The organism is Bacillus cereus (genome assembly GCF_002564555.1).
Classification (GTDB): domain Bacteria; phylum Bacillota; class Bacilli; order Bacillales; family Bacillaceae_G; genus Bacillus_A; species Bacillus_A cereus_K.
In genome coordinates, this window is the sequence record NZ_NUVD01000082.1 from 41,594 (window position 1) to 65,759 (window position 24,166).

Below are 24,166 nucleotides of genomic sequence, written 5' to 3' on the forward strand. Positions count from 1 at the left end.
AAAGAAAGGGAATTACATAGAGAAATGGAGCCATTCAAATGAGCAAAATAGGGGTATGGAAGGTAGATATTACGCCGCCTGTAGGTATTGATTTTGTCGGATATTATAGAGATACAGGAATTAATAATATTGAAGAACGTATTTATGGGACGGTCTTTGTTTTTGAAAAAGATGAGATGAAGACTGTGTTTATAAGTATTGATAATATTGGGATGTTAGTAGAAGATACGACGGTGATTCGTGAACGAGTAGCGAGTGAGCTTCATGTGCCATTTGAGCGAATAACGGTTGTTTATACACATACACACTCTGGTCCAGAAACGGTCGGTGATGATCCGCTAGTAAAGTCGTATAAAACAATTTTAGTAAATAATGTAGTGCAGGGTGCTGTTACTGCGAATAACAACTTGAGGTTATGTGAAGTTGGCTGGGGTGTTACGACAGGTGATATTGGAGTAAATCGAAGAGAGAGAACATCTGATGGAAAAGCAAGGATGGGAACAAATATAGAGGGTGTTGTAGATAAACGAATTGGTATGCTAGCAATAAGAGATGCTGAAACGAAAGAACTATGTGGGATTGTAGTGTTTTGTACTGCTCATCCGAATGTTTTAAAAGGTGATAGTGATGTATTATCCGCGGATTATCCTGGAATGACGAGAGAGATTCTTGAGAAAATAGTAAACTGTCCTGTTATTATTGTGCAAGGTGCTGCTGGTAATGTAAATGCGAAGTATCGTGGTTCAAGGGAAGCGTTAAAACAAATGGCTTACATGCTTAGTGGACATGTATTAACGCTGTTGCCAATAGTTACATATAGCCCAATTGTAAATTTAAGAACAATTTCGAGTACGATGCAAATGAAGTTGAAGGATATTCCTGAAATTGATGAGATACGAAAAATGGCCCAATTTGCTGAGCAACATTGGGGTGTGAATACTGATGAATGGCTTACTATCGTTTTAGAGAAACATCAGCAAAATATTCGGCAGTTAAGTATCGATTTAGAAGTTCAACTGTTTCAAATTAATGATGGTATGTGCTCTGGCATACCGATGGAACCTTTTTCGGAAACTGCGTTAGAAATAAAAGAGAGTCTTCAAAATGAATTAGCTTTCTTTGGTGGATATATGAACGGATATATTGGGTATTTACCAAGCAAAGAGGAGTATGCATATGGTGGATATGAAGTGGAGTTAAACCCTGTTGTGTATGGACCGGTTACGGGTTTATTGATGCCACCAGAAGAGGATACAGCGGATTTAATTGTACAGAAAGTTATAGAACTATACAAAAAAAGAACTTGGACATATCTAGGTTCTTTTTTGTTTCGAATTTGTGAACGAAAGAGATATGTATTGAAAATAATTTTTATATACTTTATTATATACCCATACGGGTATAAGTTATTTGTATGGATATACGATAATAATAAATAACATGGAGGTTTGAAATATGTCTAGAAAAATAGTTGTAGTAGGCGGAGTTGCTGGTGGAGCATCGGTAGCTGCAAGGCTTCGTCGCTTAAGTGAAGAAGATGAAATTATTATGGTTGAGCGTGGTGAATATATTTCATTTGCAAATTGTGGATTACCATACTATATTGGCGGTGTCATTACAGAAAGACAAAAATTATTAGTACAAACTGTTGAAAGGATGTCAAAGCGTTTTAATTTAGATATTCGTGTATTGAGTGAAGTAGTAAAGATTAATAAAGAAGAGAAAACAATTACTATAAAGAATGTAACTACAAATGAAACATATAACGAGGAATATGATGTTTTAATTCTTTCACCAGGGTCAAAACCAATTGTTCCACCTATTCCGGGTATTGAAGAAGCGAAGGCGTTGTTTACGTTACGAAATGTACCTGATACAGATCGTATAAAAGCGTATATTGATGAGAAGAAACCACGTCATGCGACGGTTATTGGTGGTGGATTTATTGGAGTTGAAATGGTTGAAAACTTAAGAGAGCGTGGAATTGATGTAACTCTTGTAGAGATGGCAAATCAAGTAATGCCACCAATCGATTATGAAATGGCAGCATATGTGCATGAGCATATGAAAAATCACAATGTTGATCTTATTTTTGAAGATGGTGTAGGTGCATTAGAAGAGGACGGAACTGTTGTACGTTTAAAAAGTGGTTCAATCATAGAAACAGATATGATTATTTTAGCAATTGGTGTACAACCAGAGAGTAGTTTAGCGAAGGATGCAGGATTAGCACTAGGAGTTAGAGGAACGATAAAAGTAAATGAGAAATTTCAAACATCGGATCCACATATATATGCAATTGGTGATGCGATTGAAGTGAAAGATTTTGTTACAGAAACAGAAACAATGATTCCTTTAGCGTGGCCGGCTAATCGTCAAGGTCGCATGTTAGCAGATATTATTCATGGTCATACGGATTCTTTATATAAAGGTACGATGGGAACTTCTGTAGCTAAAGTTTTTGATTTAACAGTTGCTTCGACGGGAGTAAATGAGAAAATATTAAACCGATTAAATATACCCTATGAGGTAGTACATGTGCAGGCAAGTTCTCATGCTGGGTACTATCCAAATGCTACGCCAGTGCTAATAAAATTAATTTTTAATAAAGATAGTGGGAAAATTTACGGAGCACAGGCTTTAGGACGTGATGGGGTAGATAAGCGTATCGATGTTATCGCAACGGCAATGAAGGCAAATTTAACTGTAATTGATTTACCGGATTTAGAATTATCATATGCCCCACCATATTCTTCTGCAAAAGACCCAGTAAACATGGTGGGGTATGCAGCAAGTAATATAGTAGATGGTTTTGTAGACACGGTACAATGGCATGAAATAGATCGTATTGTTGAAAATGGTGGATATCTTATTGATGTTCGAGAGCCTAATGAACTAAAGCAGGGAATGATTAAAGGTTCTATTAATATTCCGTTAGATGAATTACGTGATCGTTTGGATGAAGTGCCGGTGGATAAAGAAATCTATATTACTTGTCAACTTGGTATGAGAGGGTATGTTGCAGCGCGCATGTTAATGGAAAAAGGATATAAGGTAAAGAATGTAGATGGTGGTTTTAAATTATACGGGACAGTATTACCAGACCGTATTGTGTATTGATGTTTACCCTAATATTTACGGGCAGTGAATCTTCTACTTTAAAAATTGGTGGGAGATTGCTGTTCGTAAAATTAAGCTTTGTATAGGCTACAAAAAATAAGGATAGAAGTCTCACTTTATGCCTTTTTCACATGTAGGTTAAAAAATTAAAATTAAGGGGTTTACAAAATACCCTACAGGGTATAATATATTGTCATAAGTTATAAATAGTGACATAATGGTAATGAGGTGATTATAGAATGGAATACAATCAAGATATGAAAAATAGATTAAAACGTATTGAAGGTCAAGTTCGTGGTGTGCTTCGTATGATGGAAGAAGGAAAGGATTGCCGAGAGGTTATTACACAGTTAACGGCGTCTCGTTCTGCGCTTGATCGTACGATTGGACTTGTTGTTGGAACAAATTTAGAGCAATGTTTACGTGAGCAGTTTGAAAAAGGTAATGGTTCAAATGAAGATTTAATTAAAGAAGCTGTTCAATTACTTGTAAAAAGCCGATAATCTGTCAAACATAAGTGTTGACAGATTTTTAAAAACATTTCAATATACCCATACAGGTATATGTATATAAATTGTGGAGGAATCGATTATGAGTATAAAAGTGGATATGAGTTTAGATTGTAAAGGTTTGGCTTGTCCGATGCCGATTGTGAAGACGAAGAAGGCGATGGAGAGTTTGACGTCAGGTCAAGTGATTGAAGTTGAGGCAACAGATAAAGGATCTACGCTAGATATTCAAAGTTGGGCAAGTAAAGTAGGGCATCAATATATCGGGACGAAAGATGAGGGGGATAGGTTGAAGCATTATGTGAGGAAAGCACACGAGTATGAAGTGAATGAAGTTGTGAAATATCCTTATACAATTACGAATGCAGAATTACAGCCTATATTGTCTCGCGAGGAAGAATGCATTGTATTAGATGTTCGCGAAGCAGCGGAATTTGCTTTTGGTCATATTCCATCCGCTATTTCGGTGCCGTTAGGTGAGTTAGACATTGCTGTTTTAGATAGGGAGAAGCAAATTTATGTTGTTTGCAGAACAGGTAACCGTAGTGATGTAGCTTGCCAAATGTTGAAAGAGAAAGGGTATTCAAATGTGAAAAATGTCATTCCAGGTATGGTAGAGTGGCAAGGGAATATAGAGAAGTAGATTTTTTTGAATGAAAATATACCTATGGGGGTAATCGAGTGGACGTTAAACCGTTACAAGCAAAAGATGTTGCAGAGAAAGTTTTATTCGGAGAGTTGTTTATTTTAGATGTTCGTAATGAGACGGATTATGAAGAGTGGAAAATTGAAGGGAAACATATTTCTTCTATTAATAAACCATATTTTGATTTGTTAGATGGTGTGGATCATATTGTAGATGAATTGCCAAGAGAGAAAGAGATTTTAGTCGTATGTGCGAAAGAAGGTTCTTCGCAGTTTGTTGCAGAGCAATTGTTGGATGCTAGTTTCAATCATGTTTCCTATTTAGTTGGTGGTATGAAGGCTTGGAGTGAATATGTAAAGCCGTTAAAAGTAGGAGATGTACAGGGCGGAGGAAGTATATATCAATTTAACCGTCTTGGAAAAGGGTGTTTATCGTATATGGTCGTTTCAAATGGTGAAGCAGCGGTTATTGATGCGATCAGAACGGTTGAAGCATATGAAGATTTTGCGAAAGAGCATGGCGCTATTATTACGAATGTCATGGATACACATTTACATGCAGACCATATTTCTGGTGGTCGTAAGTTAGCTGAAAAAGTAGGTGGTACGTATTGGTTACCTCCAAAAGATGCGGAGGAAGTCGTTTTCTCATATGAACCGCTTGTAGAAGGTTCAGTTATTACGGTGGGGGGTACTAAAATTAAAATTGATGCACTATACTCACCAGGGCATACGATTGGAAGTACATCATTTATTGTAGAGGATTCTTATTTACTATCAGGTGATATTTTATTTGTAGATTCAATCGGGCGTCCAGATCTTGCTGGTAAGGCTGAAGATTGGGTGAGTGATTTACGAAATACGTTATATAAGCGATATAAGGAATTATCTCAAGAGTTAATTGTTTTACCAGCTCATTATTCAAAAATAAGTGAAATTGATGAGAATGGAATTGTAAGTGCTAATTTAAAACAATTGTTTGAAGTGAATGCAGGATTAAATATTAAAGATGAGGATGAATTCCGTAAAATTGTAACGGAAAATTTACCACCTCAGCCGAATGCTTATCAAGAAATTCGTCAAACGAATATGGGAAAAATTCATCCGAGTGTGGAAGAAGAGCGTGAAATGGAGATTGGTCCAAATCGCTGTGCAGTTCATGATTAATAATAAACTGGAGGAATAAATGATGAATATAAAACAAGTATTAGATGCAAAAGGTTTAGCATGTCCAATGCCGATTGTAAGAACGAAGAAAGCGATGGATGCTTTACAAACTGGAGAAGTGTTAGAAGTACATGTGACGGATAAAGGTTCAGTTAAGGATATTCCAGCGTGGGCAAATAAAGGTGGCCATGACATCGTAAAGCGTGCAGAGGAAGGCGATGTGTTGAAGTTTTGGATTAAGAAGGCGTAGTGAAGAAATCAATTTGTAAAGTGAAACTTTAATCAGTGGGGGTTTTGTCCATTCACCAAATTTTGAGGTGGGAGTCTTACTGTCCACAAATAGCGGGATAAATGCAGAGGGGGGTGGTTATATGAACACAATATTAAGTACGCTTTTCATTGTACTTGCTGCATGGTTTGTTATTTCACGCTTTTTATCGGTGAAAGGTGTTCAAAATATAAATGGAAAAGAATTGAAAAGTATAGTGGGGAAACAGGGAAAGTACTTTATCGATGTTCGTACAGTAGGTGAATATAGAGGGAATCATATGAAAGGCTTTCGGAATATCCCACTAAATGAGTTAGTTAGTAAGGCAAATCAATTAGATAAGAATAAGGAAGTAATCGTTATTTGCCAAAGTGGAATGAGAAGTAAACAAGCAGCGAAAATGTTAAAAAAACTAGGCTTTCAACATATTACAAATGTTTCAGGCGGTATGAATGCTTGTAATTAAGAAGGAGATGGGAAAAATGAAAGAAATGACTGCAAAAGAATTAGAAGAAAAATTGTTACGTAAAGAAGCAGTAAATATCGTAGATGTACGTGAAGTAGAAGAAGTAGCTGAAGGGAAAATTCCAGAAGCATGTAATATTCCACTAGGACTATTAGAATTTCGTATGCATGAGTTAAATAAAAATCAGGAATATATTATCGTGTGCCGTTCTGGCGGAAGAAGTGCAAGAGCAGTTCAATTTTTAGACAGTTACGGTTTTCAAGTGATAAATATGGTAGGTGGTATGTTAGCTTGGGAAGGTAAAGAGGAATAGGAAAATAAACGATTTTTTATAAATCTTTAAATACCCATATAGGTAATTTGAAGGAGGGACAGCATGGAACAACAGAAGAAAACAACAATCGTTTTATTTAGCGGAGATTATGATAAAGCGATGGCTGCTTATATTATTGCAAATGGCGCAGCGGCGTATGATCAAGAGGTGACTATTTTTCATACTTTCTGGGGATTAAATGCCTTAAGGAAAGATGAATATGTGAAAGTGAAGAAAACTTTTATAGAGAAAGTCTTTGGAAAGCTGATGCCGCGTGGTGCTGATAAAATGGGATTATCTAAAATGAATTTTGCTGGTATGGGACCAAAGATGATTAAAGGTATAATGAAAAAACATAACGCCATGCCTTTGCCAGATTTAATTGATTTGGCGAAAGAACAAGGTATTAAACTTGTAGCTTGTCAAATGACAGTAGATTTATTAGGGTTAAAAGAGGAAGAGATTATGGAAGGGGTAGAGTTTGCTGGAGTAGGAGCATATTTAGCCGATGCTTCGGATGGGAATGTAAACTTATTCATTTAGATTACCTTCTATTTAGAAGGCGGGGGACATAAGGTGAGTTTAGTTGTATTACTTTTTATAATTGGGTTTGTAGGATCGTTTATATCAGGAATGGTTGGGATTGGCGGCGCGATTATTAATTATCCGATGATCTTATATATTCCAGTACTGCTAGGATTTACTGGCTATACGTCACATGAGGTGAGCGGTATTACAGCGGTACAAGTATTCTTTGCAACTTTTGCAGGCGCATGGGCCTATCGGAAAAGCAATGATATGGATAAAACGCTAGTTGTGTATATGGGCGCTAGTATATTAATAGGAAGTTTCATAGGGAGTTTTGGCGCAAATCTATTAAATGAACATGCTGTAAATGTTGTTTATACAGTATTAGCAACTATTGCGGCTATAATGATGTTTGTGCCGAAGCAAAATAATAGTGGCGACGTGAAATATAATAAATGGTTAGCAAGCTTGTTAGCGTTCGTTGTAGGGGGAGCTTCAGGCATTATAGGAGCTGGAGGTTCTTTCCTATTAGTGCCGATTATGCTAGTTATTTTAAAGTTACCGATACGGGCGACGATTGCAACATCAATTGCAGTCACGTTTATTTCGTCCATAGGAATTACTACAGGAAAAGTGATTACTGGGCAAGTAGTTATGATTCCAGCTCTTATTATTGCGGTTGCCAGCATCTTTGCTGCGCCGCTTGGGGCACGAGTCGGTAAAAGGATGAATCAAAAAGTACTGCAATATATGTTATCGATTTTAATTGTAGGTACTGCTGTTAAGATGTGGATTGATATGATATTGAAGTAAAAAGGATGGCGCTGCTTGCAGCCCATCCTTTTATTTATGCCCAAATAACTTTCATTAAGTTTTTATATTCGTCATGTGCTAACTTATACAGCATTCTCGTATGTTCAAAGACAAGTGCTGGATTAAAGTTTGGTTCTGAGAATGCAAGAGATGTTGAAATATCAATTGCATTTTGCTTGTTTAGTGTGAATTTTGCAAATCGATAAGATGTGTTTAATTCATTGATGACATGTAAAATGTCATTTGTTGATGTTTCATCAGGTACATGAGCAACATTGAAGCAGTATATATCCACAGTAGGATTTTCGTTTTCGAAAGCAGCGATAAGTTGAATTTTTGCGCCAGCTTCTGTTTCTAATCCTACTGAAAAATGTACAGAACCATCATTTTCATCTATATTTTCTTCCATGTATATATCGTTTGATTTTAAGTAGTCTTTAAAATCTGAAATGTTATGTTTTACTGCAGCTTTCATATGTATGAGCCCCCTGGTAATTGGAATAGATTACTATCATTTATTATAATTTAAAAATATTAAAAAAGATAGTTAGAAAGTTCTGATTTTTAATTTTGAAGGAATAAAAAGAAGCAGTGCTCTACCTCCATAGAGCACTGCTTCTATATTATTCATTTTCATTAGATGATGTTTCTGTATCTTCATTACTATTTTTATTTTTTACTTCATTGTTGCTTGATTCGTGTTCGCTCGTATTTTCAGAATCAGATTCTTTCGTTTTCTCTGAGCTTGTGTTTTCAGAATTAGATTCTTTTGTTTTCTCTGAACTTGTATTTTTTGAATCAGAGTCATTTTTTGTATATGCAGGTAGTCCAAGGTGAGTACGAAGTTCGTTCGTAACCTTTGCTAATTCTTTTTGATCCGGATTGTAGTAATATGTTCGGCCGCCGCCAGCAGATTTGCTACATGTATCATCACCTTTTGCCATATAGCAGTCTTCACCTTGAAGTTGTAATTTCTCAATTTCTGAATCCGATCCATATTTATAGAATGAAAGCATATCATCGAATGTTAAGTTTGTAACGAATTGTCCGTTAATATCATCAATGATGTTTCCAACTTTTGTTACAGACCCAACGCTTGTTAGTTTCTTTAAAATTGCTTCAATGACAAGTTGCTGACGTTGACCACGCATCGCATCACTATCGATGTGCCTTGTTCTAGCAAGAGCAAGAGCCTCTTCGCCATTTAACTTTTGAACACCTTTTTTCAGGTGAATTGCCTCAGCAGTATCATTGCTATCTTGCTCAGTAAATTCAACTGGTACATCAACTTCAATACCACCTAAGTCATCGACAATTTTTATAAATGATTTAAAGTTAAATTTTACAAAGTAATCGACAGGAACATTCATTAATTTTTCAACTGCATCAATGCTTGCTTGTGGTCCACCGTTTTTGCCGTTCTTAGCAGAACCGTATGCATGAGCGTGTGTTATTTTATCTTTTTTCTTTTCAACTGGAATATAAGTATATGTGTCTCGTGGAATACTTAATAGTTTCACAGTTTTGCTATCTTTATTAAACGTTGCAAGTAATAGCGCATCTGTTCTTATAGCTTCACCATACTCTTTTCCTCGGACATCGCTTTCATCAACACCCATTATTAAGACAGAGACATTATTCGTAATAGGTTTTACAGCTTTATCACGTAAATCAGATTTATCACCGCGCGCTAAATCGTGTGCGGCATTTCGCATAGCAGAATCTGCTTTATTTACTAAAAACCAAGTATAACCGCCACCTACTATTAAAAAGAATAGAATAACGCTTATAATAATTTTTGTTTTTTTCTTACTTTTTTTCGGTTTATTGCGTGTATTTTCTTGCAAAGATGGGTTTTGCTCCATTTCTTGTACTCCTTCATTTGGATTGAAATACGACACTCACATCCACTTATTATAATGAAATTTAGCGAAAAAAAACATTACAAATCATTTACATTTCGTAAAAATTCAATTTATTTATAAAAAGTCAGATTTTCTATATGTTATTTTTCAGATGTAGAATAAGTATATGTTTTTTTAGTAGAAATGAAAATATGTATTGTGAGAAAGTGATAGAGAAGTAAGATTTGTTGGAATATAGCCAAGAAGAAATGGGTATTCTTCTTTATTTTTTCTATATAATAAAGAAGAATTTTACGGATAAAGGAGAAAGAGCATAATGAATCATACATCATTCCGAGCAATTGTTGTGAACGAAACAAAAAATCATCAGTTTGAAAGAAAAGTTGTTGAGAGAGAAGTAAGTAGTTTACCTGAGGGAGATGTACTAATACGGGTTCATTATTCTTCATTAAATTATAAAGACGCCCTTTCAGCTACTGGGAATAGAGGTGTTACGAGAACATATCCTCATACGCCAGGAATTGATGCGGTGGGAGAAGTTGTGAGTAGTGAAGATGACTCCTTTAAGATAGGAGATCAAGTCATTGTAACGGGATATGATTTAGGTATGAATACTTCTGGTGGTTTCGGTGAATATATTCGTGTACCATCGTCGTGGATCATTCCTTTGCCAGAAGGAATGTCTTTAAAGGAAAGTATGATGTATGGGACGGCAGGTTTTACAGCGGCGTTATCGGCATATAAGCTTATTGGAGCAGGAATTACGCCTAGTATGGGAGATGTTTTAGTAACGGGTGCTACAGGCGGCGTAGGTAGTGTAGCTGTTAGTATTTTAAGTAAGTTAGGATTTAACGTAGTAGGAGCAACTGGGAAAATGGAAGAAGAAGAGATGTTACTACGTTTAGGAGCAAAAAAGGTGATTCGCCGCGCGGAATTGAATGATGAATCAGGAAGACCGATGCTTAAAGGGATATACGCTGGGGTTATTGATACTGTAGGCGGAAAGATGCTCGAAACAGCTTTGAAATTGGTGCGATATGACGGTTGTGTAACGACATGTGGAAATGTGGCAGGGCATGAATTACACACAACAGTATATCCGTTTATTTTACGAGGCATTAGCCTTATAGGGATAGATTCCGTACAATGTCCGGTAGATGTGAGAAGAGAAGTGTGGACATTATTAGCGAATGAGTGGAAAAACAAAGAGTTACTATCTTATATAGAAGAATGTACATTAGAAGAATTAGATGAGAAGTTTACACTTATATTGCACGGAAAGCTAAAAGGAAGAACAATTGTAAAAATGAAATAAGAAAAGAGACGCGATTTTTAGCGTCTCTTTTCTTATTTATAATGATTGTTTTAAATTGATTTTTCCTTGTTCGCCTAAAACACCGTCAGCGATATTTACAGCGTGATCACCAATACGCTCTAAGTTACTTACCATATCAACGAAGATGATACTTGCATCGCCTGAACAGCTGCGTTCGTTTAGACGTAATACGTGACGTTTACGAAGGACACGTTCCATTTGGTCAATTTTGCGTTCTTTTGCAATAACTGTTTGTGCTAGTTCAGTGTCAAAGTTTGTTAAAGCATCGATTGCATCTTGTAATGTTGAAATTGTTAATTCAAGCATTTCATTTAATTCAGCTAGTGCTTCATCTGATAGTGAAACACGGTTTGAAATTTGGAAATCTACAAGTTCTACAAGGTTTTCTACATGATCACCAACACGTTCAATATCTCCGACAACACCTGCTAGAACAGAATGTTTTTCAGAATCTGTAGATGAAAGTGGTTTTTCTGATAGTAAAACTAAATACTCGGTAATTTTTTTATCTAAATTGTTAATAGCTCCTTCTAATTGAGTAGCCATGTTAGCGTGTTTTTTGTCTTGTGTATTTAAAAATTGGTTTGCTTCTTTTAATCCATATAATGAAAACTCAGCCATACGAACAATTTCTTTTTGCGCTTCTGTTAGTGCGATAGCAGGAGATTGTTCAATAAAGATTGGATTTAAATGTTGCGGTTTGAAATCAATAGCAGAATCTTCGCCGCGAATAAGTTTTGTTACAATCCATGCTAATACAGCGATGAATGGGAATTGAATAATTGCATTTGTTACGTTAAATGTTCCGTGGGCAAATGCGATTGTCATTTCTGGATTTAAGTTTAATGACGTTTGGAAATATTGAATTAAATTTGTAAATGGTACTAATAAAATCGTAAAGATAACCGTGCCGACGATATTAAAGATAACGTGAACTAATGCTGCACGTCTTGCTGCAATAGAAGTACCGATTGCTGCTAATACAGCTGTAATTGTTGTACCGATATTATCACCGAATAATACAGGAAGGGCAGCTTGTAAATCGATTGCACCTTGACCGAATAGTTCTTGCAAAATACCGATTGTCGCACTTGAACTTTGTACAACTAAAGTGAAGACTGTACCGACAACAATACCTAAAAATGGGTTATCACTCATGCTAACCGTTAGTTCTTGGAATGATTCTAAAGAGCGAAGAGGTTTCATTCCTGAGCTCATTAATTCTAAACCGAAGAATAACATACCAAAACCGAATATAACTTGACCTAAAGAATGTACTTTTTTATTTTTAAAGAAGAATAGTAAGATAGCTCCAACTGCCATAATTGGAAGAGCGTATTCTCCGATTTTAATTCCGATAATAAATGCAGTAACTGTTGTTCCGATGTTCGCGCCCATAATAACACCAATTGCTTGTCTTAATGTCATAAATCCGGCACTTACAAGTCCGACTGTTAAAGCGGTTGTTCCTGAACTTGATTGGATTAATACAGTAACTAACATACCTGCTAGTACACCCATAAGTGGGTTTGTTGTAAAGCGATCTAGAATATCGCGAAGACGATCTCCAGCTGCTTGTTGCAGTCCATCGCCCATGTATTTAATCCCGAATAAGAAAATACCTAATCCACCAATGAACTGGAAGATCATATCTTGAATATTATATTCCACGCATTCCACTCCTTAAATTTCATGTACGATGTAATTATTAACTAAACCTTGAGACACTGTAAACGGTTTGCTAGTAAAATTTACACTAAATTTACAAAGAGGTGAAAAGTTTACAATTCTTTAAAGAAACAGCTGTATTTAATTGGTTTTTTTGATGATATATCTAATCAGTTTGTAAAGAAGTCGCATTTGTAACACTATTTGTGGATAGTAAAAATAGGAGAGGTAAACTATCAAAATTGGATGGGCTAAGTAAAATTTCACCTTATTTATAATGATGGTTCTTTGCATATTTTTTGATTAAAGTTAGAAAAATATGTAGGGGAGGTGTGAAATGAATGTATTAAATGAAAGTGAAAAAAGATTGAATTACTTACAACAATAAAAAAGAGCAATTCGCATATGAATTTGCCCTGGTTTTTTATGTTGAAAAAGTCTGAGTACGTCGTATTGTAAAAAACTAGGTGAGGCGTTTTTCTTTTAGCATTAATGTCCGTTATCTTGCACATTAATGACGACATTTCCCTTCTTGTGTCCTTCTTCAACATATATGTGAGCTTCAATAATTTCCTCAAAAGTATATTGTCTATCGATGACCACTTTTATCTTATTGTTCTCTACAAGTTCTTTAAGAAAATCTAATGCTTCGGAAGTTTCAGGTACATTTTGACTTAATATAAGTCTTTTTTGACTTGTTAATTTAGTCCATAGCATTTGGGCGCTTGGTAACGGTTCAACGATATTTATATAGGTACCATCCTTTTTTAACATGTTAATACAATCTGAAAAGGAGCTCTTATTTACTGCTTCAAAGATAACATCATAAGTTTCGTCTGTAGTAGAAAAATTTTTTGTGGTGTAATCAATTACTTCGTCAGCTCCTAGAGATTTTACTAATTCTAAATTTGAGTTACTGCACACCCCTGTAACTTTTGCGCCGAAATACTTGGAAATTTGTACTGCATAACTTCCGACACTTCCAGAAGCTCCGTAAATAAGAACGTTTTGGCCGCTTCGAACATTAGCTTTCCTTAGGAAAAATAAGGCTGTACGTGCTCCAATTGGAATGGCTGCAGCTTCTTCATAGGTTATATTGGAGGGCTTCGTGCATACTGGTCCATCTTCAGATATACAAATATACTCAGCATAAGAACCGAAATTTGCTTGGGTAGCAGCAAAAACTTGGTCTCCTGCTTTAAAACGCGTAACGTTTTTTCCCACTGATTCAACTTCACCAGCTAATTCCATTCCTAGTATTTGTTTTTTCGGTTGTTTGAAACCAAGTGCGATTCGAGCAGGTAGCCAAACAGAAGAGGGAACCGTAAAACTTCTTGAACGAATATCTCCTGTTGTTACGGTTGTCGCTTTTATTTTTACTAGTATTTCGTTTTCTTTAGGAGTAGGTTTCTCTACCTCTTTCAGTTGGAGAACGTCAGGGGGACCGTATTTTGTGTACATTATTGCTTTCATTAAGTTTCCTCCAATTCGTTCTATATATTAATATCATACGAAAAACATGAATAAATAGAACAGCGGTTCACCTTTCAATATAATGAAAAAAGCAGTGTGATTTTTTTAGAATCCACTGCTTTTTTGTTTGTGTATATATGATTTTTTTAGTTTAAGTAATTTGAAAAAGAACGAATTAACATTACCCAACGGCTTTTTCGTTTGTTTTATCCCCCTGTTTTTGCTTCCGTAAGCTTGTGATGTAAATGAAAAGAAAAGCGATAAGTAATAGCGAGGAATAACGATATACTGTTGCATAGTTTGTAAAGTGTGCAATGAATCCAAACATAATCGCTCCAGCGCCAATTCCAAGGTCAAATGCGGAGAAGAATGTAGCTGTTGCAACTCCTCGTCGGTGCGGTGCTACTCGGTCAATCATCCATGCTTGTAGTGCAGGTTGAATTGCTCCAAAACCACTTCCGTAACACGCTGCCGCAATAATTAAGCTTGGAATTGTAGTCGTATATGACAATAAAATAATGCCTATAAACGTTATAATAACCCCTGGAATGATAACGAATGTATGGCCTTTTGCATCATATAGTTTTCCGGAAAATGGACGTGTCACAGCAATCGCAAGTGCGTTACACAAAAAGAAGAGACTAATATCAGCAATACCGACTTCTGTAGCGAATAGTGTGATAAAGCTTCCGATTCCTCCGTACATTAATGTAATACATAATATTAATAATGAAGGAAGTAAAGCTTTACGTTCAATAAATCCATCGAGAAATGTACCAGATGATTGCTTTGGTGGTTGTTTCGTTTTTTTGATTTGAAGTAGTTTTGTTAGTATTAATGAAATGATTGTGCATGAGAGCGCACATAAAAATAGAACGTTGAAATTATATGTTTGCATAAGCCATAGTCCGATTAATGGACCGAGAGCCATTGCAATTGTTCCAGAAAGGCCAAAATATCCCATGCCTTCTCCGCGACGAGCTGCTGGAATTAAATCAGAAACGACAGTTCCATATGTAGTCGTTGTGATGCCGAAACCAGCTCCGTGTAAAATACGAACGGCAAGCAAGAGAAAGATGGTGGAGGCGAAAAGGTAACTGCCCATAGCAAGTAAACAAATAGCAGTACCGATCATTAAAATAATTTTTTTATTGAATTTCTGCAAGGCATTTCCAGTTAACGGTCTAACAAAAAGTGCCGCAACGGTAAACATGCCGACAACAAATCCGATATTGGAACTTGTGCCACCAATTTCTTTCACATAAACAGGCAAGGTTGGAATTAACATTTGAAACCCTAAAAACATACATAAGTTTGCTAGAATTAGCGCAACAAACTCCTTTGTCCATAACGGTTCTCGCTTTACGAGTATTGCTTCTCCCATATATTCATCCCCTATATAAAAGTTTTCTCTTTTCTTTTGAGTATATGTATTGGTCAACGTAGCAGTCAAGGAAGGTGTCTTGAAAACGGATAACAATTTTTAAGGTAAAAAACTGACAAATTTGTGTAAAAGCTACACAACTATGAAAAAAAGATGTAAAGTATAGATGTATAGACTTGTAGTTGTTAGGAATGATAGAAATTGTTTTTTCTTTAAAGAAAGCGGATTCAAAAGGTAGTGAATGAGAAGGGGAGATATACTTTTTCACTACATACATTTGAAAAGGTTTACAAAATGATGAAGAAAGAGGCGTGTACATATGAGACGATTAGGTATTTCTATTTATCCAGAACATTCAACAGTAGAGAAAGATAAGGAGTATTTAACGTTAGCAAGTAAATACGGATTTACACGTGTATTCACATGTTTACTATCTGTGGATGGGGAAAAAGAGAAAATAGTAGAAGAGTTTAAAGAAACGATCTCTCATGCGAATGCATTAGGGTTCCAGGTGTTAGTTGATATTAGTCCATCTGTTTTTGAGCAACTAGGTATTTCGTATAATGATTTATCGTTCTTCCATGAGCTAGGTGCGTACGGTATTCGTTTAGATGTTGGTTTCTCAGGATTAGAAGAATCAATTATGACGCACAATCCATATGGTTTGAAAATTGAGATTAATATGAGTAACGGCACGAAATACGCAGATAACATTATAAGTTATAGACCAAATCGTGAGAATTTAATTGGTTGTCATAACTTTTATCCGCACCGTTATTCAGGATTATCGTATGATCATTTCATTAAATGCTCGAAACAATTTAAAGATTACGGCATGAGAACAGCTGCATTTATTTCATCATTTGATGCAACATATGGACCTTGGCCAGTAACAGAAGGATTATGTACACTAGAGCAGCATCGTGAATTACCGATGACAACACAGGCGAAGCACTTGTTTGCAACAGAATTAATTGATGATGTTATTATTGCGAATGCGTATGCTTCAGAAGAAGAATTACAAGCGCTAGGTGCATTAAATAAAGAGAAACAAACATTTGATATAGGACTATATGATACAACGACAGAATTAGAAAGAATTATTGTGTTAGATGAACCGCATTTTTATCGCGGAGATGTGTCTGAATATATGATTCGCTCTACACAAAGTCGTGTGAAATATAAAAAAGAAGAGTTCAAACCTCATAATACGCGTGAAATTAAGCGTGGTGATCTGTTAATTGATAATGAGCAATATGGTCAGTATAAAGGTGAATTACAAATCGCATTAAAAGATATGGTGAATACAGGGAAAACAAATGTAGTTGGTCGAATTGTAGAGGAAGAGATTTTCTTATTAGACTATTTACAAGCATGGGATAAATTTGGATTTACATTAAAGAAATAGAGAAAGTAAAGAGCTATGACAAAGTGCATCAGCGATTAAATTCTATTTTAGAGGGGTTGTTAGAAGAGAAATCAATGTTAAATTGAGCTTTTTAGCGAGCCATTTATATGTATCAACGAAGACTTCCCAGTACGTGAAAGCGTGCTGCAGGAGAGAGAGCAGGTTGTAATTGGTAGTAACTCGTTCGGAAAGTATAAAGGTGAACTACAAATCATCTTGAAAGAACTGCCGATAGATGAGTGGAAGAAATATCATCGGTACAATTGCGGAAGAGGAACTGTTTTTCCTTTATGTAGGAGCTTGGACGCAATTTACTTGTGTGGAATAGGAGAGGTAGGAGAGGATGCTATGGTGTCCTCTTTTTTCTGTTGAAATAGTAATCTATCGTATATAGAATTCAAAGGGATAGATTTAGCTTGGACGGGAGAGAAGGAGATGGTAGATTCATAAAAAAAGAGTCAGCCTCACGTTGAGACTGACTCTTTTATATAGCAATTAGTTTAAAATTTTCACTGTAACTGTTTGACGTCCCCAGTTACTTGATGTGCCTTTATCTGGCATTAAAACGTCAATTTTATTTCCTTTAATAGCGCCACCAGTATCACCAGCGATTGCTACTCCGTAACCTTCAACCCATACTTTTGAACCTAATGGAATGACACTTGGATCAACCGCAATTAGTTTCATGTTTGGATTAGCTGTTAAGTTATGACCCATAGCTGATTTTACTTGATCTCCTGCTTTGTAACCATTTTCAAGTGGATCTGCTGTGTAAGCTGTTGCTACAACTTGGAATTCACGAGAAGATGATGGTGCACTTGTTTCAGTTTCTTTTGCAACAGGTTGTTGTGTAGCTGGTTTTTGAGTTTTAGCCGCTTCACGAGCATTAGCTGTTTCTTGAGCCTTAGCTGCTTCACGAGCCTCAGCCGCTGCTTGAGCCTTAGCTGCTTCACGAGCTTCAGCTGCTGCTTGAGCTTCAGCCGCTTCACGAGCTTTAGCTGCTTCCTCGGCTTTAACTGCTGCTTGAGCTTCAGCTTCTGCCTGAGCTTTAGCTGCTTCACGAGCTTTAGCTGCTTCCTCGGCTTTAACTGCTGCTTGAGCTTCAGCCGCTTCTTGAGCTTTAGCCGCTTCTTGAGCTTTAGCTACTTCTTGAGCTTTAGCTGCCTCCTGAGCTTTAGCTGCTGCTTGAGCTTCAGCCGCTTCACGAGCTTTAGTTGCTTCTTGAGCTGTAGCTTTTGCTTGAGCTTCAGCTGTCTCCCCGGCTTTAACTGCTTCACGAGCTTTAGTTGTATCTTGAACTTTCGTTACTTTTTCAACCTTAACGGCTGGTTGAACTTTAACTGGTGCTGTACCCGTTAAGTAAGGAACATGTACATAAGCTGTTTTGCCGTTATATTCAAATTGGATCCAATCATTTTGTACTTGGTGAGTTGTTTCGATTACATCATCTTTTTTCAATTTACCAAGAATTTCTGAGTCTGTGTTTGCACCAGAACGAACGTTTAATACGTCAGCTGTTACGTAGTAAGTGTCTTTTGTGTAGTCAGCGCTTATGAAAGCTTCTTTACCACTATTTAATTTAACTTTTGACCATCCGTTTTCTGTATGTAAAACATTTACTTTATATCCGTCTAATAATTTTCCGACAACTTTTGATTCAGTAGTTGGGTTTTCTCGTACATTCAGTACATCAGTCGTTACGATAGTTTCTGCTTTAGCAGATGTTGCGAAAATCCCAAGACCAAAAACCGCTGCTGTTGCTATACCCATAAATTTTTTCATAATAGCCTCCATTGCATTTGTTTTCGTTGACCTCATTATAGCAACCATTATTTTCTTATTTGCGAAAAACATAGAATTACAAAGCTTTCGTAACGGAGCGTTAATATTCTGTAATAATTCCATTAATATCCTGATAGCGGTTTCTTCTAGTTTTTTTGGGGGATTAGAGCATGTTAAACACAAAATGAACAGTATTTCAATTTCTATAACATTAATAATATTTCAGTAGTATTTCTAATTGTTTTCTGTAGTGTTACAAAAATAGTGTATTTTACCGTTGGAATGAAAAAATAGTTATGGAATAATAATCTTTTTGGCTGTAGAAATATATAAATGAGGTGAAATCTAGTGAAATATCGATATAATTGTTACAAAATCAGTCGAAGTATGGAAAAAATTACGCCTTGTATTTTGCTTGTTACATATTATTTTTGCAATAATAGGATCCGATAATAGCCTTAGTACTTATAAATAATGAAGAGTAATAGAAAGATAGCTGTACGTGAAATATATATAATAGAAGAAACATGAAAAAAACGTAGGAGTGCAAACTCCTACGTTTTTTTATTTATTCATATCGTAAACATTCAATTGGATCAAGTTTTGCAGCTTTGTTAGCTGGTAGTAGACCGAATGCAATACCGATTAGCATTGAGATACCTACTGAAAGAAGTCCAAGTTCTTTTGAGATAACAAGTGGCCATCCGGCAAAGATTGAGACGATCCAAGCGAAGAAGATGCCGAGCATGAATCCGATGAAACCACCGAGTCCCGTTAAAATACAAGATTCAATTAAGAATTGCATTAATACTTTACCACGTGTTGCACCAAGTGCTTTACGAATACCGATCTCACGTGTACGCTCTGTTACAGATACGAGCATGATGTTCATTACACCGATACCACCAACAAGTAAGGAGATAGCAGCGATACCACCGAATACCATTTTCATCATACCGATTGATTCGTCTAGTTGCTTCGTAAAGTCACCCATATCTTGCGCTTCAAATTTATGCTCAAATTTAGGAGCTTTCATTTCATTTAAAACGGAAACGGCTTGTTTTTCTACACTTTTACGTTCTGCTGGAGAAACTAGTGTTAGTTTTACAGTTTCATATTCAGTTACTCCAGAAATGACAGGAGCGTTTTCAATAGATGTATAACCTTCAGCCATAGCCATTCCGAAATCATTTTTTGTTTCATACACACCGACTATTTTATACGGTTTTCCTTTTATATCGGCGTATAAATTTGATTCCCAACTATTAAACAATTTATTGAAAGCTTCTTCATTTAATATAATCGCAGGAATTGCTTGGTTTAATTCACTATCGTTTAATTCACGACCATGAACTAATTTTAGCTTTTCATCTGTCATAAAGCTACCGGTTCCACCTTTTAAGTTGAGAGAGGTAGTTTTTGATCCAGCTGAAGCGTTGATTTGCATATTCACATCTGGATAAACATCTTTAACACCTGGCACAGTTTGAAGACGTTTCAGCATATCAGCTGTAATTTTAGCACTATCTGTTCCAAAGTCGGGATTGCTGTAGAAAATCGTTACTTCATTATCTTTTCCTTGGCCTAATTCTTTTTTAAACTTTGCGTTTGTACCATCACCCATTGAAATGATAGTAATAATAGCGCTAATACCGATAATAATCCCCAGCATTGTTAAGATAGAGCGCATTTTATGAGCAAAGATAGAGGAAAGGGCCATGCGTATATTTTCGCTCGTGTTCAAAATTAACCTCTCCAATCTTGGACGATATTTCCGTCACGAATTACAATTTGGCGTGCAGCTGCTTCCCCAATTTCACGATCGTGGGTAATCATAATGATTGTTGAGCCTTGTTTGTTTAATTCGTAAAAGAGGTCCATAATTTGTGTACTTGTTTTCGTATCAAGTGCACCCGTTGGTTCATCGGCTAAGATGAATTTTGGGTTATTTACGATTGCACGTGCGACTGCGACACGCTGCTTTTGTCCACCTGATAATTCGTTCGGTAAGTGAGTAGCACGATCGGCTAAGCCGACTTTCGTTAAAGCGGCTAATGAGCGCTCACGTCTTTCTTTTTTATCGACTCCAGCGTAAATAAGAGGTAGTTCTACATTTTGAAGTGCTGTCAGTCTCGGTAGTAACATAAAGTTTTGGAATACAAATCCGATCTCTTTATTACGAACACGTGCAAGTTCTGTTTCAGACATGTTTGAAATGTTTTGACCAGCTAGTTCGTACGTACCTGTCGTTGGTTTATCTAAACAACCGATAATGTTCATTAAAGTTGATTTACCAGAACCAGATGGTCCCATAATGGAAGTGAATTCTCCTTGGTTTAGTGTTACGTCAATTCCGTGTAAAATTTGCACGGACTCTGCACCGTTTTGGAAGGATTTCGTGATGCTTTTTAAGTTAATCACTGGGCGACAACCTCCATACCATCTTTTAAGTCTTTTTCAGGTTTAGAGATAATTTCTTCTCCTTTTTTCAAGCCAGCAACTTTTGCTTCGCTATCTGTCTCGAACTCAACCGTAACAGCTTGTTCTTTCGCCTTACCATCTTTTACAACGAAGACAACATTTTTGTCTCCTTTTTTCACAATACTGCTCTTCGGAACAACTGTACCAGTTGCTTCGCCAGATTTACTTGTTACGTAAACGTGGAAGCCGTTTTGTAATTCTTCACTGTTATCTAATGTGACAGTGAATTGATAGTTAGAAACAGTTTTATTTTCGTCCATACTCTTTAATGGTGTAGAACCGATTTCTGTTACTTTTCCTGTCCAAGTCTTACCAGCGATAGTTTTTGATGAAACAGTTACTTCTTGCCCAACTTTCATACTAGCAAGCTCATATTCAGAAAGTTGACCTTTTACTTTAAATGGACCAGCGTGACGAAGTGTAATGCCGCTCATACCTGTTTTTTCATCAGCAGTTTTCACGATATCATCAATTACGCCATCAGCAGGGCTTGTTACAGTAAGAGTATTTACTTTCTCTTTTGCTGCTTTAATCATTTCATCAGATTTTTCAACTTCAAACTTTTTCATTTCAAGTTGTGATTCTAATTGTTGCACTTCGATTTCCGATGCTTTTAATGCTTCCTGAGGAAGACCGGCATTTTTATCTTTTTGTAATTTTTGTTTCGCTGCATCAATTTGTTTTTGATACAATGTTACTTCTTTTTGTGCGATTTTTTTTTGCATTTCTGCTTCCGTTACACCTTGTGTAGCTGTAGGGTCATTATATTTAAACAGGAGCTGACCTTTTTTCACTTCATCCCCTTTTTTAACAGCTAATTCGTACGTACCTTTTGTTGGATCGAATGAAATAGTTTCAATTCCATTTGGGATTACTTCGCCGCCAAATTTTTGTGCATTTTCAATTTGTTTTTCTGTAACTTTATAACTGCTATATGCCATTGCTACTTCTGAACTACCGCCAGCAAATGCAAAGTATGATCCTGCTGCAATTCCGATTGCTACTACACTAGTAATTAACACTTTATTTTTCTTCTTCATCTATTTATCACCTTTTCGTCCGTTTTAGTATCTACATTAAGTATAGAAGAGGTGAAGAATCTGACAAATCGTTTTAGCTTACAATAACCTTACAATTTTGTAAGGTATGGATATCTAGATGTAAGGTAGAGGCTGTCCTAGTCTAAGCAAATGAATTGACTCATTGTTTCTTTCCTACAATAATATTGTATGAAGGAGAGGAGGAAGGAAGATGGAAGTTTATTTTAGTGCGCATCCATTAGAACCATTTATTCCATACTCAAGGCAACATGCCATTATATTATTTATTATGTTGGTGGGGATATTTTTTCTATATCAATATCAAGATGTATTACGTCAAAGTGAGTGGAATATAACGGTTCGATATGCGATTGCATTTCTATTTATAGGGAGTGAGATCGGACTTCATATATGGGAATGGAAAGCAGGGATTTTTGAACTAGGTACTTCATTACCATTTGAGTTATGTACGATTAGTTTATTATTAGCGTCGATTATGATTGTAACGAAAAGTTATCGAATATATGAGATTGTCTTTTTCACAGGAATTATCGGTGCATCACAAGCTATTTTAACACCAAACTTGCAGTATGCTTTTCCGCATTTTCGCTTTATAGAATTCTTCATTGCACATGTATTACTCATTTGGGCACCGCTCTTTATGACGTGGGTAGAAGGATATAGACCGACCTTGCAATCTATTAAACGTACGATGATATTTTTAAACATAATAATTCCAATCGTTTCATTCGTGAATTATAAAACAGGCGGTAATTATATGTTTTTAGCTCATAAGCCAGAAACGGCTTCATTACTCGATATGTTAGGGCCACATCCTTACTATATTATTTCATTAGAAATTGTAGCGCTTATTGGATGTTTCATTTTGTATATGCCGTTTTCAAAAAGTGAAAAACATGTGCATAAAGAATCACTAGGATCATAACCTAGTGATTTTTTTGTTGTGAATATTTACAATTCAGAAAATTAAGAATAAAATTAAAGGGTAAATTATATAGAGAGAAGGGGGAAAATGGTAAAGAAAGTTTTTTTGAATGGGATGGAAATGACAATTCAATTTATCATTTCAATTTTGGGTATTATTTTTTTAGGGGCACTGCCGAAATTATTTTATGGATTTGAGCTGAATGTATCAGCGTACATAAAGAGTCTAAAAGAAGTATTTGCGAAATTAATGGATATTTCCAATATGCAATATGCAAGTGATAAATTTTTATTTCCACAGTTGTTTGTTCATTATAAAGAAACAATGGCTATTTTCTTGGCTGCATTTTGCATTTCATTATTAGTAGCATTTTGTATCGTTTATATGATTATGAGTAGTTCACCGCGTATACAACGTCGAATTAAATCGTTTCTCATCTTTCTAGAATCCATTCCAGACATTCTTCTTATTTTAGGATCACAACTTTTAGTTATATGGTTTTTTAAACAGACAGGCTTTTTACCTTTTAAAATTGCGGCAATTGGAGGCGAGTCCATTAGAGGATTGCCGATATTTTGTTTGAGCATCCCGACTACGATTATGTTTGTAAAACTGTTAGTGCTTCGTTTTGAAAATGAACTAGAAAAAGATTATGTATTATTTGCTAAGGCAAAGGGGCTGGATCGCTTTCATATTTTAAATCGCCATATTTTACGAAATGTGTTGCTTAGCACACTTTTCTTTGCAAAAACGAATATATGGTTCATGTTATCAAATTTATATATTATAGAATGGATTTTTAATACGAGAGGTATTTTTATGTTTTTGAAATCATATCCGGATATTAGGAGTGAGATTTTCATCGTTAGTGTGCTGCTTATTTATATTCCGATTTTTATTTTATTTAAACTGTTTCATTATCTCGTTCCAGCTGCAATGAAGGAGAGATTATAA

The 24,166-nt window shown here is 35.9% G+C and carries 22 protein-coding genes and 2 pseudogenes; 15 read left to right on the forward strand and 9 right to left on the reverse strand.

Going from position 1 to position 24,166, the window contains the following annotated elements:
- Positions 1–38: 38 nt before the first annotated feature.
- From COI75_RS18395 to COI75_RS18440, 10 genes and pseudogenes are all read left to right on the forward strand, one after another.
- Positions 39–1,439 (forward strand): annotated as a pseudogene (locus tag COI75_RS18395) (neutral/alkaline non-lysosomal ceramidase N-terminal domain-containing protein); the annotation flags it as partial.
- 16 nt (positions 1,440–1,455) lie between these two features.
- Positions 1,456–3,120: a CoA-disulfide reductase gene (cdr, locus tag COI75_RS18400; RefSeq protein WP_000087594.1), complete on the forward strand. Its 1,665-nt coding sequence runs from the start codon at positions 1,456–1,458 to the stop codon at positions 3,118–3,120.
- Between the two features lie 239 nt (positions 3,121–3,359).
- A complete protein-coding gene (locus COI75_RS18405; protein ID WP_000456203.1) occupies positions 3,360–3,623 on the forward strand; it encodes a metal-sensitive transcriptional regulator in 264 nt (87 codons plus the stop codon).
- Between the two features lie 88 nt (positions 3,624–3,711).
- Positions 3,712–4,272 (forward strand): sulfurtransferase TusA family protein, encoded by a 561-nt coding sequence (locus tag COI75_RS18410; RefSeq protein ID WP_000023993.1) that lies wholly within the window; start codon positions 3,712–3,714, stop codon positions 4,270–4,272.
- A gap of 38 nt (positions 4,273–4,310) precedes the next feature.
- Complete coding sequence (locus tag COI75_RS18415; RefSeq protein ID WP_098448522.1) at positions 4,311–5,441, forward strand: MBL fold metallo-hydrolase; 1,131 nt, start codon at positions 4,311–4,313, stop codon at positions 5,439–5,441.
- A 19-nt stretch (positions 5,442–5,460) separates the two neighbouring features.
- Complete coding sequence (locus tag COI75_RS18420) at positions 5,461–5,691, forward strand: sulfurtransferase TusA family protein (protein ID WP_002095895.1); 231 nt, start codon at positions 5,461–5,463, stop codon at positions 5,689–5,691.
- 121 nt (positions 5,692–5,812) lie between these two features.
- Entirely contained in the window at positions 5,813–6,175 is a 363-nt protein-coding gene (locus COI75_RS18425; protein ID WP_001092324.1) for a rhodanese-like domain-containing protein, read from the forward strand.
- 16 nt (positions 6,176–6,191) lie between these two features.
- Positions 6,192–6,488 carry a rhodanese-like domain-containing protein gene (locus tag COI75_RS18430; RefSeq protein ID WP_033657198.1) on the forward strand — a complete coding sequence of 99 codons (297 nt, stop codon included), beginning with the start codon at positions 6,192–6,194 and terminating at the stop codon, positions 6,486–6,488.
- A gap of 63 nt (positions 6,489–6,551) precedes the next feature.
- A complete protein-coding gene (locus tag COI75_RS18435) occupies positions 6,552–7,031 on the forward strand; it encodes a DsrE/DsrF/DrsH-like family protein (protein ID WP_000437744.1) in 480 nt (159 codons plus the stop codon).
- Positions 7,032–7,064: 33 nt separating this feature from the next.
- Positions 7,065–7,829 carry a sulfite exporter TauE/SafE family protein gene (locus tag COI75_RS18440; protein WP_000060748.1) on the forward strand — a complete coding sequence of 255 codons (765 nt, stop codon included), beginning with the start codon at positions 7,065–7,067 and terminating at the stop codon, positions 7,827–7,829.
- 34 nt (positions 7,830–7,863) lie between these two features.
- Here COI75_RS18440 and COI75_RS18445 read toward each other — a convergent pair whose 3' ends face one another.
- Both COI75_RS18445 and COI75_RS18450 read right to left on the reverse strand, forming a co-directional pair.
- The gene (locus COI75_RS18445) at positions 7,864–8,304 is read right to left on the reverse strand and encodes a hypothetical protein (RefSeq protein ID WP_000642357.1); all 441 of its coding nucleotides are present in this window, start codon (positions 8,302–8,304) and stop codon (positions 7,864–7,866) included.
- Between the two features lie 148 nt (positions 8,305–8,452).
- Complete coding sequence (locus tag COI75_RS18450; RefSeq protein WP_000120073.1) at positions 8,453–9,730, reverse strand: LCP family protein; 1,278 nt, start codon at positions 9,728–9,730, stop codon at positions 8,453–8,455.
- A gap of 280 nt (positions 9,731–10,010) precedes the next feature.
- Here COI75_RS18450 and COI75_RS18455 point away from each other — a divergent pair, with 280 nt between their 5' ends.
- Positions 10,011–11,009, forward strand: a complete 999-nt coding sequence (locus COI75_RS18455; RefSeq protein WP_001016999.1) for a YhdH/YhfP family quinone oxidoreductase — start codon at positions 10,011–10,013, stop codon at positions 11,007–11,009.
- A 36-nt stretch (positions 11,010–11,045) separates the two neighbouring features.
- On the opposite strand, the gene COI75_RS18460 is transcribed toward COI75_RS18455, so the two are convergent.
- From COI75_RS18460 to COI75_RS18470, 3 genes are all read right to left on the reverse strand, one after another.
- Positions 11,046–12,701 (reverse strand): Na/Pi cotransporter family protein, encoded by a 1,656-nt coding sequence (locus COI75_RS18460; protein ID WP_000456189.1) that lies wholly within the window; start codon positions 12,699–12,701, stop codon positions 11,046–11,048.
- A 486-nt stretch (positions 12,702–13,187) separates the two neighbouring features.
- Positions 13,188–14,171, reverse strand: a complete 984-nt coding sequence (locus COI75_RS18465; protein WP_000644384.1) for an NAD(P)-dependent alcohol dehydrogenase — start codon at positions 14,169–14,171, stop codon at positions 13,188–13,190.
- A 181-nt stretch (positions 14,172–14,352) separates the two neighbouring features.
- Entirely contained in the window at positions 14,353–15,555 is a 1,203-nt protein-coding gene (locus tag COI75_RS18470; protein ID WP_000503258.1) for an MFS transporter, read from the reverse strand.
- A gap of 319 nt (positions 15,556–15,874) precedes the next feature.
- Here COI75_RS18470 and COI75_RS18480 point away from each other — a divergent pair, with 319 nt between their 5' ends.
- Both COI75_RS18480 and COI75_RS18485 read left to right on the forward strand, forming a co-directional pair.
- Positions 15,875–16,963: a DUF871 domain-containing protein gene (locus COI75_RS18480; protein ID WP_001253366.1), complete on the forward strand. Its 1,089-nt coding sequence runs from the start codon at positions 15,875–15,877 to the stop codon at positions 16,961–16,963.
- A gap of 120 nt (positions 16,964–17,083) precedes the next feature.
- Positions 17,084–17,291 (forward strand): annotated as a pseudogene (locus COI75_RS18485) (phospho-sugar glycosidase domain-containing protein); the annotation flags it as partial.
- A 167-nt stretch (positions 17,292–17,458) separates the two neighbouring features.
- On the opposite strand, the gene entC reads toward COI75_RS18485, so the two are convergent.
- The 4 genes from entC to COI75_RS18505 all read right to left on the reverse strand — a co-directional run bounded on the left by entC (position 17,459) and on the right by COI75_RS18505 (position 22,266).
- A complete protein-coding gene (gene entC, locus COI75_RS18490; RefSeq protein WP_141535138.1) occupies positions 17,459–18,868 on the reverse strand; it encodes a cell wall-binding protein EntC in 1,410 nt (469 codons plus the stop codon).
- Positions 18,869–19,313: 445 nt separating this feature from the next.
- Positions 19,314–20,465, reverse strand: coding sequence for an ABC transporter permease (locus tag COI75_RS18495; protein WP_420042270.1), 1,152 nt, complete (start codon positions 20,463–20,465; stop codon positions 19,314–19,316).
- A 26-nt stretch (positions 20,466–20,491) separates the two neighbouring features.
- Positions 20,492–21,166: an ABC transporter ATP-binding protein gene (locus tag COI75_RS18500; RefSeq protein WP_000609129.1), complete on the reverse strand. Its 675-nt coding sequence runs from the start codon at positions 21,164–21,166 to the stop codon at positions 20,492–20,494.
- Complete coding sequence (locus COI75_RS18505) at positions 21,163–22,266, reverse strand: efflux RND transporter periplasmic adaptor subunit (RefSeq protein ID WP_000728841.1); 1,104 nt, start codon at positions 22,264–22,266, stop codon at positions 21,163–21,165. Before COI75_RS18505 ends, COI75_RS18500 begins: the two co-directional genes overlap by 4 nt.
- Positions 22,267–22,477: 211 nt before the next feature.
- Here COI75_RS18505 and COI75_RS18510 point away from each other — a divergent pair, with 211 nt between their 5' ends.
- Complete coding sequence (locus COI75_RS18510) at positions 22,478–23,212, forward strand: YwaF family protein (RefSeq protein ID WP_000454445.1); 735 nt, start codon at positions 22,478–22,480, stop codon at positions 23,210–23,212.
- Positions 23,213–23,299: 87 nt separating this feature from the next.
- A complete protein-coding gene (locus COI75_RS18515; protein WP_000239658.1) occupies positions 23,300–24,166 on the forward strand; it encodes an ABC transporter permease subunit in 867 nt (288 codons plus the stop codon).